The 16,788-nt window shown below is 36.0% G+C and carries 14 protein-coding genes and 1 pseudogene; 7 read left to right on the top strand and 8 right to left on the bottom strand.

What is annotated here, in order from left to right; all coding sequences use genetic code 11:
* Window positions 1–189 precede the first annotated feature (189 nt).
* Window positions 190–1,152, bottom strand: coding sequence for a polysaccharide deacetylase family protein (locus ACFX4H_RS15360; RefSeq protein WP_249598904.1), 963 nt, complete (start codon window positions 1,150–1,152; stop codon window positions 190–192).
* Window positions 1,153–1,581: 429 nt separating this feature from the next.
* Here ACFX4H_RS15360 and ACFX4H_RS15355 point away from each other — a divergent pair, with 429 nt between their 5' ends.
* Together ACFX4H_RS15355 and tagU are read left to right on the top strand one after the other, a co-directional pair.
* The gene (locus ACFX4H_RS15355; RefSeq protein WP_249598903.1) at window positions 1,582–2,952 is read left to right on the top strand and encodes a glycosyltransferase family 2 protein; all 1,371 of its coding nucleotides are present in this window, start codon (window positions 1,582–1,584) and stop codon (window positions 2,950–2,952) included.
* A 94-nt stretch (window positions 2,953–3,046) separates the two neighbouring features.
* On the top strand, window positions 3,047–3,982 hold the full coding sequence (gene tagU, locus ACFX4H_RS15350) for a polyisoprenyl-teichoic acid--peptidoglycan teichoic acid transferase TagU (protein ID WP_249598902.1): 936 nt from the start codon (window positions 3,047–3,049) through the stop codon (window positions 3,980–3,982).
* A 443-nt stretch (window positions 3,983–4,425) separates the two neighbouring features.
* Here tagU and ACFX4H_RS15345 read toward each other — a convergent pair whose 3' ends face one another.
* Window positions 4,426–4,644 carry an aspartyl-phosphate phosphatase Spo0E family protein gene (locus ACFX4H_RS15345; RefSeq protein WP_283780733.1) on the bottom strand — a complete coding sequence of 73 codons (219 nt, stop codon included), beginning with the start codon at window positions 4,642–4,644 and terminating at the stop codon, window positions 4,426–4,428.
* A 201-nt stretch (window positions 4,645–4,845) separates the two neighbouring features.
* Here ACFX4H_RS15345 and ACFX4H_RS15340 point away from each other — a divergent pair, with 201 nt between their 5' ends.
* Window positions 4,846–5,058, top strand: a complete 213-nt coding sequence (locus ACFX4H_RS15340) for a hypothetical protein (RefSeq protein ID WP_249598901.1) — start codon at window positions 4,846–4,848, stop codon at window positions 5,056–5,058.
* Between the two features lie 453 nt (window positions 5,059–5,511).
* On the opposite strand, the gene ACFX4H_RS15335 is transcribed toward ACFX4H_RS15340, so the two are convergent.
* Window positions 5,512–6,480, bottom strand: a complete 969-nt coding sequence (locus ACFX4H_RS15335; RefSeq protein ID WP_249598900.1) for a hypothetical protein — start codon at window positions 6,478–6,480, stop codon at window positions 5,512–5,514.
* Window positions 6,481–7,254: 774 nt separating this feature from the next.
* Here ACFX4H_RS15335 and ACFX4H_RS15330 point away from each other — a divergent pair.
* From ACFX4H_RS15330 to ACFX4H_RS15320, 3 genes are read left to right on the top strand one after another with little or no spacing between them, the layout of a single operon-like run.
* Window positions 7,255–8,796: a spore germination protein gene (locus tag ACFX4H_RS15330; RefSeq protein WP_377435757.1), complete on the top strand. Its 1,542-nt coding sequence runs from the start codon at window positions 7,255–7,257 to the stop codon at window positions 8,794–8,796.
* A complete protein-coding gene (locus ACFX4H_RS15325; RefSeq protein ID WP_377435756.1) occupies window positions 8,777–9,880 on the top strand; it encodes a GerAB/ArcD/ProY family transporter in 1,104 nt (367 codons plus the stop codon). The genes ACFX4H_RS15330 and ACFX4H_RS15325 overlap by 20 nt, the downstream gene beginning before the upstream one ends.
* On the top strand, window positions 9,877–11,004 hold the full coding sequence (locus ACFX4H_RS15320) for a Ger(x)C family spore germination protein (RefSeq protein WP_377435755.1): 1,128 nt from the start codon (window positions 9,877–9,879) through the stop codon (window positions 11,002–11,004). The genes ACFX4H_RS15325 and ACFX4H_RS15320 overlap by 4 nt, the downstream gene beginning before the upstream one ends.
* Window positions 11,005–11,671: 667 nt before the next feature.
* Here ACFX4H_RS15320 and ACFX4H_RS15315 read toward each other — a convergent pair.
* The 3 genes and pseudogenes from ACFX4H_RS15315 to ACFX4H_RS15305 form a co-directional block, all read right to left on the bottom strand.
* A pseudogene (locus tag ACFX4H_RS15315) lies at window positions 11,672–12,845 on the bottom strand (zinc-dependent alcohol dehydrogenase).
* Window positions 12,846–13,396: 551 nt separating this feature from the next.
* Window positions 13,397–13,834 carry a VOC family protein gene (locus ACFX4H_RS15310; protein WP_377435754.1) on the bottom strand — a complete coding sequence of 146 codons (438 nt, stop codon included), beginning with the start codon at window positions 13,832–13,834 and terminating at the stop codon, window positions 13,397–13,399.
* A 294-nt stretch (window positions 13,835–14,128) separates the two neighbouring features.
* A complete protein-coding gene (locus ACFX4H_RS15305) occupies window positions 14,129–14,488 on the bottom strand; it encodes a winged helix-turn-helix transcriptional regulator (protein WP_034304541.1) in 360 nt (119 codons plus the stop codon).
* A 244-nt stretch (window positions 14,489–14,732) separates the two neighbouring features.
* Between ACFX4H_RS15305 and ACFX4H_RS15300 the strand changes: the two genes are divergently transcribed.
* Window positions 14,733–15,467 carry an NADPH-dependent F420 reductase gene (locus ACFX4H_RS15300; RefSeq protein ID WP_377435818.1) on the top strand — a complete coding sequence of 245 codons (735 nt, stop codon included), beginning with the start codon at window positions 14,733–14,735 and terminating at the stop codon, window positions 15,465–15,467.
* Between the two features lie 138 nt (window positions 15,468–15,605).
* Here ACFX4H_RS15300 and ACFX4H_RS15295 read toward each other — a convergent pair whose 3' ends face one another.
* Together ACFX4H_RS15295 and ACFX4H_RS15290 are read right to left on the bottom strand one after the other, a co-directional pair.
* The gene (locus tag ACFX4H_RS15295) at window positions 15,606–16,031 is read right to left on the bottom strand and encodes a hypothetical protein (RefSeq protein ID WP_377435753.1); all 426 of its coding nucleotides are present in this window, start codon (window positions 16,029–16,031) and stop codon (window positions 15,606–15,608) included.
* A gap of 142 nt (window positions 16,032–16,173) precedes the next feature.
* Window positions 16,174–16,575, bottom strand: coding sequence for a DUF6157 family protein (locus ACFX4H_RS15290; protein ID WP_377435752.1), 402 nt, complete (start codon window positions 16,573–16,575; stop codon window positions 16,174–16,176).
* Between the last annotated feature and the right edge of the window lie 213 nt (window positions 16,576–16,788).

The following is a 16,788-nucleotide window of genomic DNA, read 5'->3' as shown; positions in this document are numbered from 1 at the left end:
AATATAACCTGGTATATAGGCTCCAAGTGCTGATCCAATTTAGTGACTGAGGAATAACCAGCCAATGATAAAACCAACAGAGTAATGTTTAAAGTATAAGTCATATTGGATACTCTAATTATAGTAATCTTAAGAAAACAAAAGCATCCCAATGGCTATTGGGATGCTTTTTATTTTTATATTTGATTCTTATTTACCTATGAGTGTTGGAACGGTAACAAATTCATAGCCCTGTGCACGTAATTGGTCAATGATTTGAGGCAATGCCTTAACAGTTTCAAATTTCCCGGATGCATGGTAGTTATGTTGAAGGACTATGACCCCAGGGCTTGCATTTTGCTTCACTCTTGATTGAATATCTTCCGCAGACACTCCGCTCCAATCCATTGTATCTGCCGTCCACATGATCGAACGGTATCCACGATTATTAAGCAGTGCTACCTGTTGACCTTGAATTTCACCATATGGGGGTCGGAATAAATCTGTTTTTAACCCTGTAATTTTCTCAATTTCTGCGGTAGTGAACTGTACGTTTTCGATTAATTGTTGGTTCGTGAGATCTGGTAAATGCGAATGATCCCAAGTGTGGTTGCCTATTGCATGTCCCTCTCTGTAAATTTGTTTTAGAAGTTCAGGATACTCCCTTGCCTGCTTCCCTACCACAAAGAAAGTTGCCTTCACACCTTTTTGTCTTAAGATATCTAAAATTTGCGGAGTATAGATATCTTCTGGACCGTCGTCAAAAGTAAGGGCGATTCTTTTCTTACTGGGATTACCCATATAAATCATTTCATTTTTTATTGGAACATTTATTATTTGTCCAGAATAAATCCAATGATGATTTTTAATTTTTGGGTTAGCTGCTCGTATTAACTCAGGTATAGAAACACCGAGTTTAATTGAAATATTATAAAGTGTTTCCCCTTTACTAATGTACGTTTTAGGAACTTCTAATTGTTGTCCTGGCTCAAGTATAGTAGATAGTAATTTGTTCAGGTTTACCACCTTATCTACTGATGTTCCATACTTGTCGGAAATTTTCGAAAGGGTATCTCCCGGTTGAACTGTGTAAGTTTCAGCCATTGCAGTTTTTTCGAAAATTGGAAGAAAAACCAAGATAAATACTATTAAACCGGTCACTTTTTTAAGCATGATTTCACCACGTCCTGATCACAATACTTTGAAACACTACACTTTAATGAAAAATGGAATGCAATCTTCTAGGAATCTTTAACCCATCTCATTGCGGATGATAGGCAACCCTTTTTTCAAGAAAAAATTAAAACGCCCTCCATAAAAGGAGGACGGAAAATCATCGTCGAGAAAATCATAGCACACTATAGTGACAAAACAATACAGTCTTATTATCTAAAAAAAAGCCTCATTGTGTGTAGGGCAACCTAATTATCCGGAGAAAATTTTCCCATTTTTTTCGACACATCTCCTCAAATTACGTCAAAATTCGTGGGCATTTGGTATTCTTTTGCCATCGTACCCTCGTAATAAAATATTTTTTATGCAAATATTATTAGTAAAGTGGGGTTATTTTTTCTTTACTTATGTCAATAAAGGAGTGTTTTTTTGGATATTTTTGTCGAATTTTTGTTATTTTTATGTATTGTGTTTCCTGTGCTTCATTTATTCCATTGCTTACCTTGGTTTCGTGAACAAAACGAAGGGCTCAAACAAAACCTTAAAATAGATAAGGGAATTAGCATCTTAGTCCCATGTTACAACGAACAGGGAATTATAGAAACTTCGATTAAGAGCATGAAATCATTATCTTATTCTCAATTTGAGGTCATTTATATCAATGACGGTTCAACGGACTCCACAATGATCCTTTTGAATAAATTTCTAAAGTTACGACCGTGTTCAAAATCTCCGCTCAAAAGACTGTCTCATAAAAAAGTTGAGGGATTTTATCAGTCCGAGCTGTACCCTAATATTTACGTCATAGATAAATTGAATGGCGGAAAAGCTGATTCCTTAAATGCAGGGATTGAATATTCAAGTCAAAGTATAGTGGTCACATTAGATGCCGACACCATCCTGACAAATCAGGCCTTATCAGTTGTTAACGATACTTTTGAGGATGAGGATGTCGTTGCAGCCGGCGGAATGGTGCATGTTTTGCAAACTAAAACAGCTAAACCTTTAAATCGCTTGTCTTTACTCCATGCAAACATGCTAATACGAGTTCAAACTTTGGATTTCCTAAAAGCATTCTATATTACAAAGATGTCTCTTTCACGCTTTCATGCTCTAGCAATCATATCGGGGGCATTTGGTATTTTCAAAAAACAAGTGCTTCTAGATGTGGGTGGTTACCGATCAACAATAGGAGAAGACATTGACATCACGCTGCGCATCCATAGGCACATATCGAAACATAAAAACAAGAAAATTATTTTTATACCGGAAGCTATTTGTTATACCGAATTGCCTGAAACCTGGAAGGATTTAATCAAGCAGCGCGTACGCTGGCAAAAAGCATTTATTGATTGCTTTATCCATTTCCGGTCCTTTTTGGGGAAAACTTTATTTACTAAATCCGTCTCTTTCTTTTACATATTCGAGTCATTTCTAGTAGGCACCATCGCTCCTTATGTGATGACAGGTATAGTTGTGCTAAATGGGATCTTAAACCCTCCATCTTCCTATGTTCATTACATATTATTTTATTTCCTTTACATTTTTTTATTTGGAATAGCGTATGACTTGGTGGCAATTGGAATGGGTAAGTATTACGGGTTTTCGTTCCAAAAGAAGGATGCATCCCGCTTACTATTTGCCATCATCTTTGATATTTATGTCTATCGATTTGTAACGATGTACATCGTATTGTATGGAAGTATTTCTTATTTCTTCAACAAAAAATGGAACAAAGTTGCTCGAACTGGCCGAAATTATCAAACTGATTCTAAACCAGATTCTAAACCTGCAGCATAGTCATGATTATTTTCAAAATGTTTTTTATAACTTAACAAGTAACAAAAAACTGTGAAAATGCTCAATTTTAATAGCTTTTAATGTGAGGTGCAAAATGGGTGCTAGAAAGAGAAAAAAAGTTCTACTAATGATTTTAACAATAATTTGTGTATTAATTATAGGGTCAGGCAGTTACACATATTATTTATGGCACATGGTAACGTCAACAGTAGCAAATATTGAAGAAAATATCGATCGTGATAAATCTGAAAAACGATTGGAAGAAATCAACTTCAAAGAAGGTGATCCAATAACTATTTTGCTAATGGGGATTGATAATCCAGCAGGTCAAAAACGTGGGCGGTCCGATTCATTGATCTTATTAACGCTTAACCCACACTCCGAATCGATGCACATGGTAAGCATTCCTCGCGATACGTACACAAAGATAAAAGGGAGCTGGAAGACAGACAAGATTAACCACGCTTATGCAATCGGCGGCACTGAGATGACCATTCGTTCTGTGGAAAATCTCTTAGATGTTCCTGTTGATTATTTTGTGAAGGTAAATATGAAAAGTTTTAAAGAAATTGTTGATACAGTAGGAGGAGTGGAAGTAAATAATGATTTAGATTTCACTTATTACAATGTGCACTACCCAAAAGGTCGTCTCCAGTTGGATGGTGAAAGAGCACTGAGGTATTCTCGGATGAGAAGTAAAGATCCGCGAGGGGACTTCGGCCGGCAAATACGACAACGTCAAGTAATTGAAGCTATAATACAAAAAGGCGCAAACATATCCTCTATCACGAAATTTGGCGAGATGGTTAAAGTCGTTGAAAATAACGTAAAAACGAACTTGACTTTCAATGATATGTGGGAGATTCAATCAAATTATAAAGATGCTCGGAAAAATATAGAGCAGCACAAAATTGAAGGAAGAGGTAAAAAAATAAAGGGTACTTACTATTATATACCTGATAATGAAAAGCTTCATACAGTTTCTAATGAACTGAAAAAACACATTGAGATTAACAATAAAACTCCGTAATAATTATTTAATCATTTGTTAATTCAGTTCTGGTGCAAAACTCCAAGATAATTGCAATAAATCTCTAAAATATGGACATTTTTTGGTTTAAGTCTCTGTTATCAAACTGTTATTTTTCATTAACTAAACTGTAAACAAGCTATGATATGGTAGATACTCCAAGGAATTTCCTTTAGTAAAAAGCCCGCAATCCTTTATTAGAGGAAAGCCGGCTTTTTCATTCTAAGAAATTAAGGGTAGTTGCCATGTTTAAGCTCAAAGCAAATGGTCCTTTCACGTCTACTGAACGGAAAAAATGACGTTTTCCAGTATCTACATTTTGGCAACTTTATTGTGATTACATGCTTTAATGAATACACCTTTGATATGAAGAAAGTGTCAAGTTTACATTCACTGCGCCCTCTTAACCAATAAAAATAAAAGCCGATGATTCCTTAGCGCTACTAGAAGGGCTTAGTACTCTCAATCAAATAGAGTAGGCGACTAACTAGTTTATCCTTTTTTTTCATTAAAATTACTAAAGGTGCCTTTTCAAATAACAGATAATTAAGAAGACGATCTACCTGATGACTTTCATTAATTGTTTCCGGGGACGTTAGTCCATGCAGATTTCCAAGGAGGATCATTTCTTCTCTCTTTCTATTAATTTGAACAAGCAGCATCTCATATGGATTTTGCACCATTACCTTATCCCCTTATATATACATAAGTGAGGAATGTTTTTTTTGTGAGGTTCTTTATTAATTACGAACATCCTTTGCAAGCGACGACATAGTAAGACTAGGGCGGTGCTTGATTGGAGAAGATTAAACATACTATAGGGAGAGGTATAATTTCCATAGTACTATGGAGGGGACAATAGTATGAAAACATTAGCCAAAATAGAAGAAGAATATCAAGAAGTCATTCTTTTAGTAAAAGAGCCTATGAGAAGCCATCTATTGATTGAGTTAATGACCGAAATGGAAAGGGAATACCATATCCCTATGATACGTACTGAAGATTGGGAAATTAAAAATAAACCAGTTATTGCATTATATAGTAAGATCAAGTTAAACAAAAACTTAAATATTTAACCATATTTATTTTGATAGAATAAATATGTTAAAAAAAGTCCATTTTCACTTTATAAAGAGTGGCGTTTTTTCCTGGTAATAATTATAAAGTAAAAAGATCTTATACAGCTAGTACCACTTCACAAAGTTACATCGATTTTAACATATATACATTAAAACTTTTCTTACTCACACTTCATTTTATATCATAAAGAGTACCTCCAAGAACAGAAGGTACTCTTTACACACGAATCATCTCATTTAACGCTGTGTTGAACTCCTTGTTATTCTTTTCCACTAAACTCTAAAATATTTAAACCCTCGGATGCTTCTGGTGCTTCAAAAAATTTATTAACATGAATAAACACCGCTTCCGTGTCAAAAGCTGCTCTTTCGGGTTGTTCGTTACGCCTTTGGGGCCTTTTCATTTAATTTATTTTCTTTTTATAAATATATAATTCAATATTAGGAACGTTAATTACTTCTAAAACTACGCATTGCTCTCCGGCGGTCGTGCAGTACCATCAGGATGATTATTCCCATCATCACTCCCAAGACGCTACCTAACTCGGTGGTTAGTACATATGCAAGCGGGTTCTCTAGAGCAGGTGGTGCATCGGGGCGAGTGGCGGCCAAGCGGTTAAAGAGGTTATAAGAGAACAGCATTCCCGACGAGATCCATGCTGCTGCCATAGGAGGGAGGAACCGCTTCGACCCGCGGCGAGTGGTCAATACCAACAAACCCCACGCCCCCGCGAAGGCCCACACACCGGTACTCAACGACAATAGGTGCCACCATAAATCGCGGTTATCCAACATGGCTGGGTTGATGCCAATAGTTCCGCCAACCGCCCAGAATAGCTTAATAAATCCAAGCAGGATACAGCCAGCCGCGACAAGCCTAGCCAAGGTGATATGCAGTTTCTGGCTGTTGCCCGGGAGTAATTCAATGTCGATTGGATCAGCAAATGCCTCTGGCCAACGCGCTTTAGCGTATCCAGCTAAGGCGAAAGGTAGGCAGATGCCGACTCCAACCAGTGAGACCATTACGAAGATCTGCTCATATACCCAAACGTTAGCAGCACCTGCCTTCTGATCGCGTATCATAGCAGCAGGACCAAGCACAGGTGCCAGCAACAGCATGGGAATAAGTAAACCAGTACCTACCCAGACGGGCAAGGCAACCAACCAGGCGGGCAGTCGCTCACCCCATGTCATGCTAAACGCCAATGCTAACAGGATACCAACTGCAGCTAGAACCATTGTTACTGCGTTTGCAGTGCGCCAACTTGGGTCGCCCATTTGTTCGGTCGGCATGAAGAGACCGAACGTCCAGGCTATTTTGATTAACAGATAAGGCATTACCGCTATAGCGGCACCATAACCCCAAAATCTACGCTTCTTCATCAAATGTGAAATTGGCTGCTTTTTCATTTCTGTCATGAGGTCACCTCGGCAGCCTGACCAGTGAGTTCGTAAATCTCTACCTCTACAATGAACAGAGCGCTCCCAATTAAACTCTCATGTTTATTTCTATTTATAACTATAAATAAACACCCCTTAAGAATTATCATTTAAACTGTTTTAGTTTTAATGAATCATAGGACTTTTCTCGAAGATAATCATTTACCCCATTTCGCTCACCATCAATACCCTAAAAACTGCTCTGTCCGCTTTAACTTTAACATAATATTCCAATTGGAAATCCCTTATTCTAAAAAAAAATTGACACAAGAAGATTGTCTTCATTGACATCCTTCTTGTGTTAATTCTTTTTGAACTATCCTGCCTCGATAGTTCAAGAAGAAAAAGCTGACTTAAAGACAGCTCCTATCTTCTGCTAACGCACCCGGTAGTTCATTAAGATTTATTGTAGAGTTGAAATAAATAGTGCATTAAGGGGTCCTACCAACAAAACGGGGAAAACATACGCTAAGAGAAATTCCGAGGTAAAAGGCAGATTTTTCCTACGCTTGTGCTTCTACAATTAAAGCGCTTTTACTTACTCCTTATAAATTTTAATCTTATTATGAGGTTTTAAGAATTATTTTACGCAAACCCTATTTAATTCAATAACAAGACTGTCCGTGCTCTTAATTAAACAATAAGGTTTAGGCAAGGAATCGTATCAAAATCCATTCAATATTATTATTTGGTACATACATTAATAATTATTGGAGAAAATATCCTATAAATAAATATAGGAGCTTAACTTTAATGAAGTTCATCAAACATTTATTAAAATATAACAAGGTAAATAATGACTATCTTCCTTCAAAGCAAATACCTCAACCCTCTAAAGAAGTTTTCTCTAAAGTTAATGAAAATATCTCCACAATAAAACAAATCTTTTCTAACACAGAAGATTTAGTTGTAAAGGAATTCAAAACGGAAACAGTACGAGGTGTACTTATCTATCTCGAAACTATGGTAGATAAGGAAAAAATACAAAGAGACGCTTTGAAACCTTGTTTACTATCGAATTCAGAAACAATTCAAAATATGCTTAATACTAATTTTCAGGCTTCAACAGTTTTCAATCAGGTCGAGGATGCACTTTTAAAAGGCTCTTGTGTTTTGAGTTTAGATGGTTATGATAAGCTTTTTTTGGTTGATGTCTCTATGTCTAAGGACCGTTCTGTTACAGAACCAGAAAACGAAAAGATTGTTCAGGGTTCTCATGATGGATTTATTGAAAACCTTTTAACGAACCTTCATTTACTTAGAAAAACAATGAAAAGTCCTAATCTGCGGATGAAATATTTCCCAGTCGGAATACAAGTTAAATCAAAAATAGCACTTGTGTATTTAAATAATCTTGCAAATGAAGAAGTAATCTATGAATTTGAACGCAGATTAAAATCCATTTCGATGGATAACGTTTTAAATATTGGATTCTTGGAGGAATTAATAGAAGATTCTACAATATCACCTTTTCCTCAATTATTAAATACTGAAAGAGTAGATCGTGTAATTGGACATTTAAATGAAGGCAGAGTTGCTGTCTTCATGGATGGAAACCCAACTGCTTTACTTTTGCCGGTTACATTTTTTGCTTTTTATCAATCACCTGACGATTATAATTCTCGATGGATGATTGGTACGTTTATCCGTTCAATTCGACATGCAAGTTTTTTGATCTCGATTCTATTGCCAGCTTTTTATATTGCTGTTATTGCATTTCACTTTGAAGTGCTGCCTGACGAACTTGTAAACCCTGTCGGAAGTTCTATTAATAAAATTCCTTTTCCTCCATTAATCGAAGCATTGCTGATGGAATTAACCATTGAGTTGATTCGCGAAGCTGGAATACGTCTTCCCTCAAGAATTGGCCAAACAATTGGGATAGTTGGAGGCCTTGTTATTGGGGACGCCATCGTTCAAGCAGGGCTTATCTCGACTACAATGATTGTCGTTGTTGCCTTAACTGCTATTTCTTCTTTTTGTGTTCCATCACACGGAATGAGCGACGCTGTTCGATTGTTACGTTTTCCGTTTATGTTTCTGGCTGCCTCATTTGGATTCGTTGGAATAGTCTTTGGTTTTATTGTGCTTTTAGCTCATTTATGCAAGTTAGAGTCATTTGGTACACCCTACTTTGCTCCACTTGCTCCACTTAGAATAAAAGACATCAAGGATACTTTTTTGCGTCTTCCAATTTGGAAATTGAATACACGACCTTTAGATTCACATCCTAAACACATTAAACAACAAAAACTTTCAAGGGGATGGAAATCCAATGATAACAAAAGAAAGTAGTATTTCAAAAACACAGCTTTTTTTTATGATCATTCAATCTCAAATCGGAGTTGGAATTTTATCATTACCTCATGATGTCTCGTTAATTTCTAAGAATGATGGGTGGATATCTACTTTAATTGCAGGCCTAATCGTACAAGCCATTATTTTGGTCTTATGGGGGCTTTGCAGAAGATTTCCATCTTTAACAATTTATGAAATCATCCCTCATGTACTAGGGAAAAGGCTAGGAAAGGCCATCATTTTATGTTACATCCTGTACTTTGTTGTTACAGGCAGTTTAGTTTTATCCCGTTTTAGTCAAATCATCGATATATGGATTTTACAAAGGACGCCAAACTGGATATTAATTTTATTAATGTTAGGGGTTTGCGTATATCTTGTAAAAGATAATTTACGAAGCATGGCTCGTTTTTATGTACTCGTTACTCCCATGTTAATTATTCTATTTGGTCTAATTACATATTCGCTAAAAGATGCTAATTTTCTATATCTATTGCCAATTGGTCAATCCGGCATATCAAATATGATAAAGGGTTCTAAAGAAGCAACATTTTCGATGTTAGGGTTTGAGTTTATGCTTTTTCTCTACCCTTTTGTAAAAGCATCTAATACCCGTAAACTAATTGCGATTTCATCTGCCCATCTTTTCGTAACTTTATTTTATACATATCTGGTGTTTGCTAGTCTGGTCTTTTTCGAAACTAGGGAAGATCTATATCTTACTCCACAGCCTTTATTGTATATGATCAAAGCCTATTCCTTTCAAATCATCGAACGAATCGATTTATTTTTCTTATCTATCTGGATCATATCTGTTGCTACATCTATTGCTACCTGGCTTTTTCTTTCTTCACAGGGCCTTAAATACCTTTTTGAACGTGCCAATCATGCTGCATTTCTCCCATACACTGCCGGGTTTATTTTTATTATTGCTCTTCTTCCCGACCATGAAACTGACCTTGAAAAATTTAATAAGCTTATGGAACCTGCACATTTTAGCTTTATAGTGATCATACCATTATGTTTATTTTTGCTTTCATTTTTCCTTCCTAATAAAAGACATGGAGATTATAATGTATGAAAATCAAAAGGTTATTTATGATTAGTATATGTTTATTGTTAACAACAGGATGCTGGGATCAAAATTTAATGAAAGATGCTACTTTAATACAGACTATAACTTTTGATCAGACTGATGAAGGGGAATTTTCATTAGGATTTGCAATACCAAATATATATAGAAACCCAACGGATTCAGGACAAGAAACTGAAGCTATTAATAGTGAAAATTTATCTACAGTGGCAAATACTCCAAGAGAAGGACGCATGAAATTAAATACAGAGATACCCGGTAATTTAGATTCTTCGAAAAATAAACTTGTATTATTCGGTGAACAATTTGCAAAAGGTGACATTTATCCTTCTTTAGATGTAATTTGGCGCGATCCCCGAAGTTCCTTAAGTGCTAAATTAGCAGTTGTAAAAGGAAAAGCATTTGATACACTCAGTATTCCACCTAGAGTAGAATCAAACATTAGTCAAAACATCTTATATCTAATCCGAAGTACTGAAACAAATACAATCATTCCTGAAGAAAGCATCCAGACTCTGGCTTCAGAGTTACTTGATCCAGGTGAAGATATTGTCCTTCCCTTATTAAAGATGGGTCGTAATGGTACTACTATAGATGTGGCAGGTGTAGCATTATTTGATGAAAGGAAATTATCAGGAACTCTATCCCAAGAAGAATCCACTCTATTTCTTTTACTAAATAATAAGCAAAGTAAATATGCGCGTTTCACAACATATGTAAATGGAAATAAAGAATTAAACATGAATAATTTTATTTCTCTGAATGTCGATCATATTAAACGGAAGTTAAATGTTTCTGTGAATGACAGAGGAGAAGTTTTAGTAAATTTAAACTTACATTTAAAAGTAATAGTAGAAGAATATCCTATAGGGAATGTACCTAATAAAGTTGATCAACTAAACAATAAATTATCAAATACCTTTACTAATAATGCTGAAGAAGTAATTAAAAAACTACAAGTAGCCAACTGTGATGCGTTTGGTATTGGAAGAAGACTGATCGCTTTTCATCATGATACCTGGAAAGAAAAAAATAAGACAAACTATTTTAAAGATGTTAAATTCAAATCAAAGGTAGATGTGGAGATTATCCAACATGGTATTGTTAAATAAATCAACAATAAAGAAAGAATAATTAACTGCATCATAACTAATTAAGTCGTGATATAGGTTAAATTTTGGAGTCAAGGAGTAAAAGGAACTTTTTTATGTAGGATTTTATACATAGCTGGTAAATCAACTTTTTCGGCTACTTTAGAACAATGTTAGCTACATAAAAAAGTGAAGTAATATCCAACCTCTTACTCCATTAAATGGCCCGAATGTTGAACCAGGCTAATGACGATTGTTCAACTAAACTGCCCCGTTAGTTGAGTTGCAGCAGCAACCTACCTTATTTGCACCTAGTTAAAGATTGATATACTTAATGATGAATGATTCCTGCCAATGTCAAAGATAGGACTCAGACTTCCACTTTTCGCCTTTCCATAAAAAATTTTACAAAAAAAAGACTTCCATACACAGTATGAAGTCTTTTTGGAAGGCTCTTTTCGTAAAGATTGATGTTTTTAAAACGAAACTATTTAAGGTTGATTGGAGCGTAAGTGCGAGACTCCTGCGGGAGCAGCGGGACAGGCGAGACCCCACAGGCGTTTACGTCGAGGAGGCTCACCGCCCGCCCCGCGGAAAGCGAGCATCTGGAGGGGAAATCAACCACAACTCACTACCTGGTAAATAGCAACAAAGTATGTGAAAACAGCCTTTTGGTAAGAGAAGAGTATTACGGTTTTAAAACGACTTTTATACATTCATCCTCACGATTATTAAAAATTCGATAACCATGACTTGCTTCTTCAAGGGACATTTTGTGTGTGATAATTTCTCTTGGGTCAAATTCGTTATTTGTTATTTTTTTAAACAATTCTGGCATAAAATGAATGACTGGAGCCTGTCCTATTCTAAGATTAATATTTCTAACCCAAAATGCACCTAATGGAAATAGATTATAGTTACCTCCGTAAACACCAGTCATTTGCACTGTCCCATACTTTCGGACAGCTTTAGTAGAAATTTGAATAGGTCCAAGGGTTCCGCCCTGCAGTTTGAATTTTTGTTCCAGAAACTCTAGGGGTGATTTCTTTCCATCCATACCTACACAATCGATGACGACATCTGCCCCACCATGTGTGATCTCTTTTAAATGTTCCCCCATATCAGGGTATTTTGTGAACTCAAATACCTCAACATTGTTCATCTTTTTCGCATGATTGATTCGGTAATCCAAGATTGTTCATCTTTTTCGCATGATTGATTCGGTAATCCAAGTAATCAACTGCTATTACCCGCTTTGCACCTTCCATCCAGGCAAATTTTTGTACCATTAACCCAACAGGTCCGCATCCAAGAACAATAACTGTATCGCCTGATTTTACACCTGCATTTTTCACACTCCAATAAGCTGTTGGCAGAACATCCGATAAAAAGAGCAGAGACTCATCCTCCAATTCGCATGACTCGGGGATAACAAAGGGAGTGAAGTTTCCAAAAGGGACTTTTAAATATTCAGCCTGACCACCTGGATGGTTACCGAACTTCTCAGTATAACCAAAGTATCCGCCAGAATCATAATGAGGGTTTGAGTTATCGCATTGGCTTTCCATTTCATGTTGGCAATAAAAGCAATGTCCGCATGAAACATTAAAGGGAACGACAACACGGTCTCCCTTTTTTACTTTTGTCACTTCAGGTCCAACTTCTTCTACAATACCCATTGGTTCGTGGCCAATAATATATCCTGGGGGTAATGGCATGTTACCTTGATATAAATGCAAATCAGATCCACAAATAGCAGTAGAAGTAATCTTAACTATAATATCGTCTTTTTTTTCTAATTTTGCATCCTCTACTTGGTTAACCTGTACATGATTTGGTCCTTGATAAGTTACAGCCTTCATAAATGCAGGGCCCTCCTAAATTTTAATACTGTTAACACTCTTAACTATGGTCAACAAAGAAAGTAAATAATATACTTATTCACTTTTAGCGTAATTGTTTTATGTTAAAGGAGCCGAACCGTTTTGACTACGAAGTAATGGTGCTAGCTTTCGAATTAGTTATTGTAAGTGTATATAGCGTGAATTGATTCGGGGAAATAATTTGCTAGTAACAGACCATTCCATAACCCTTACTGAACTAAACTGACCTGCCCCCATAGTTCAACAAGAGAAATGAACAAGAAAAAGAACCCCTTTGCAATAAAGAAGTCCTTATTTATTCATTCAATTTCAGTTGCAAATTGAAACAATTCCGGGTGATCTGCCAAGTCTTGCATCGCTTTTTCTCTTTGTTTTTTGGCTGTTTCAATGTCATCTTCATCTTTTTGAGGGTGGCTTTTCTATCCAGTAATCAAAAATAATATATCCAGATAGGGAGTTTGGCATCAATTCGTTTTTTACCATTTATGCATGATTTTATAAGCCCAACACAACCATTAATTACCCTTAATTTATTTGATTTTCTCCGCCAACTCTAAAATAATTCCCTCTGGTCCACGGCAGTAGCATAACTTATAACTATCTTCATATTGTTGTATCTCACTAAAGATTTCCGTACCTTTCTTTTTCAATTTGGCAACAAGAGCTTCAATATCTTCAACAGCAAATGCAATATGCCGGATACCCAGGGTATTTGCAAAAGGTTGCTGACCATCTTTTTCATCTGACGGCGTATAAAATTTAATTAGCTCTATCCATGCCTGACCGTCTGGCTTCCCCAATCCTACACATGCTACTTTAACGTCATTAAGCCCACTCATCCGATCCATCAACTCTCCCTCCATTTCCCATTCCCCTTGCACTTCAAGTCCAAAATCGAGAAAAAACTCTTTAGCAGCAGAGAGATCATTTACAATTACACCTACATGATCTATTCTGTGGATCTTCATATTTCATACCTCCTTTTATTCCTGTTATTTTGTAATATCCTGTATTCTTACCTTCTAATTCTCGAAAAACAGAAAATATCCTTCTTGTTGAAGAAAGGCAAAGAGCACTCTTCAATATCCTGCCCCGTTAGTGCCATAAGAAAAAGAGCTTCTGATCAGCTCCTGATTACTTTTAGTCAAATTTTTATCGTAAAAGAAAAAGCTGCGTTAGAACGTTTTCCTTCCCGCAACTTTTACTTTATCTACCATTTAGTTTTTGAATTCTGGGGTAAACGATGGATGTGTTAGCTTTGGTTAGTCTACCTGCTCCCCAAACTTCTTCCCGAATTCTTCCATTAAATCAATAATAGGAATGAGTTCTTCCCCTTTTGAGGATAATGAATACTCAACACGAGGAGGAACCTCTGGATAAATTTTGCGATTAATTAAACCAGCTGTTTCTAGTTCTCGAAGTTGCTTTGTAAGGGAACCTTGTGAAATATCCCCTAAAAAAGCTTTGATTTCACTATAACGGCGCTCTTTGGACTTTATAAACCAAAGAATGAGATATTTCCAACGTCCAGATAGTATGTTTTGGGTATAGGCAATGCCATATACTTCTCTCTGTTCCTTTATACACTTTTTGTCAAATCCATCCTTACATATCCTAGACATCCATTCACCTGCTTTCTACTGTTAGGTACAAAAAAATGTACTATGGCAATTTTTATTGCCTTCTTTAAAAGAATGAGAATTGGTTATATTCTAGTATATGTAATAAAAACACTCAATATTTTTAATATCTAATGAGATATGTTTACGGATTGATAAAGTGGTGATATTGATTCAGATAAAAATATCATTGTTAACTTTAAGCAGAACAACTCTTTGATATACAAATTCTTTAGGAGGAGAAATGATGAAATTTGGAATTATAGGTGCTGGAACAATCGGGTCGATCATTTCTAAAAAATTAGTTAAGAATGGACATGATGTAAAAGTTGCAGATGCACGAGGAATTGAACATTTAGAAGGAAAAGAGCTTGCTGGAACACCTGTCCTTATAGAAGATGTAATTACCAATATTGAAGTTCTTATAATATCTCTCCCTTTAACAGCACTGCCAAGCATTCGGAACATTATCGAGCAAGTTGGGGAGGAAGTAATCGTCGTAGATACTTCAAATTATTACCCTAGCAGAGACCAAAAAATTGCAGAAATTGAGAACGGGATGGTTGAAAGTGATTGGGTTTCCAATCAATTAGGTAAACCTATCATCAAAGCTTTCAACAACTTGTTAGCCCATACTTTAGAAAATGAGGGAACCCCCGAAGGTACTAGTGGACGCATTGCCATGGCGATTGCTGGTAATGACGTATCACAAAAACAAATAATCATGAACGTAGTAAACCAGCTAGGCTTCGACACAGTGGATAGTGGTTCTTTAAGTGATTCGTGGAGACAACAGCCGGGAACTCCTGCATACTGCACAGAACTAACAAAAGAAGAACTAACAAAAGCATTGGAAAAAGCAAATAAAGAAAAAGCCCCATTCCTACGGGATAAGGTTATAGAGAAGTTATCAGCTTCTAACTTCACCTCCCTCGCAAATAAAGATATCGTGAATATGAACAGAGAAATATATAATTCATAAAACAAAAAGGTGCACTCAGTTTAAAGTGTACCTTTTTGTATATTCCCACCAAACAATCCACAAAAGCCCTTCTGTCCGATCTGAATTTTTTTTCATGACAAAAAGCTACCCATTAAGAGTGGTAGCTAGTATTACATGTTATTTGAAAACAATTTGCAGTTTTCCAGATACTCTTCCGGAAGAGTATCCATCTTTAACATCTACATAAAATTTACCAATTATCATATCTGTGAATAATGTCTTTCCACCAGCTAAGCTATGATAGCCTGTGCACTTTCCAGTACTGGCATTGCAGAGACGGGACCATATGTTGCTATAGTTAGTCAACAACTTACTTCCAGAAGAAGTCTTTAAATAGATTGGGGAAACCAGTTCTACCTGTAAGTCACTACCTCTGTTAGGATTTCCAATTTCACCATCCCATTTTCCATCTTCTGTTTGAAAAGAATACTGAGGAACACTTGCTTGTGCAGAAGAATTACCTAATACCATTCCACCTACCAGAACTAACACAAATATACTTAAGATTGAAAATAAGTTTTTTATGTTATTTCCTCCTCCCATTTTATCCCTTTTATGATATCAGAATAAACTGATTATTAAAATGATTAAAAATGACTATACCTTCTTAGCTTCAAACATGTTTCCGTTTCGTCATCTTCATCGCTTTACAGTTCCAGTCACTACGTTTTGAACGATCCTGCATCTATTTTCTTTTGGAGCGCATGCCTTTAAGTTTTGTAATGTCATCTTGCTTAAGCAACAGGTTATACATTTCACTGTTAACATCATATATCGCAATTTTCCCTTGATTATTATAATGAATTCCCCAACCATAATTTTTCACTAAAGGAGAAGCCCTGAAACAAGCCTTGGATTTTGAAAAGAACTGTTCTCGAAGTTCAGCTGCATTTTCCGCTTCCATTTGATTTTTGATTAAATATGTTTTGAATTGGACGTCTTCTTGTGTAAATTTATAGGGGTTATTGTTAATTAAATCATGCTCGATATAAGCAATGGTGGGTTTTTCGTTTTTGATGACAGGGACCTTTGCTGAAGAAACCTTTGAATCCTCTGAAATGGTAATAAGTGTGTTCTTATAACTCATATAACAACCTCCTTAGTCTACATACCATATCATACCATCATTTCCCTCCGCCATCCTGCCCCTTTAGCTCTATAAAAAAAGCGTCGCTTCGCTATGTCTTCATAGCAATACAGATGATGAAAGGCTTTCGTTCATTAAAGGGAGTTGAAGAAGGGCAATCATTATAGGAATTAATCCACTAAAAAAGGCTACTTAACGTAACCTTTTTTAGTA

The organism is Peribacillus sp. YIM B13477 (genome assembly GCF_042787955.1).
Taxonomy (GTDB): Bacteria; Bacillota; Bacilli; order Bacillales; family DSM-1321; genus Peribacillus; species Peribacillus frigoritolerans.
This window is presented reverse-complemented; position numbering and strand designations above follow the sequence as displayed.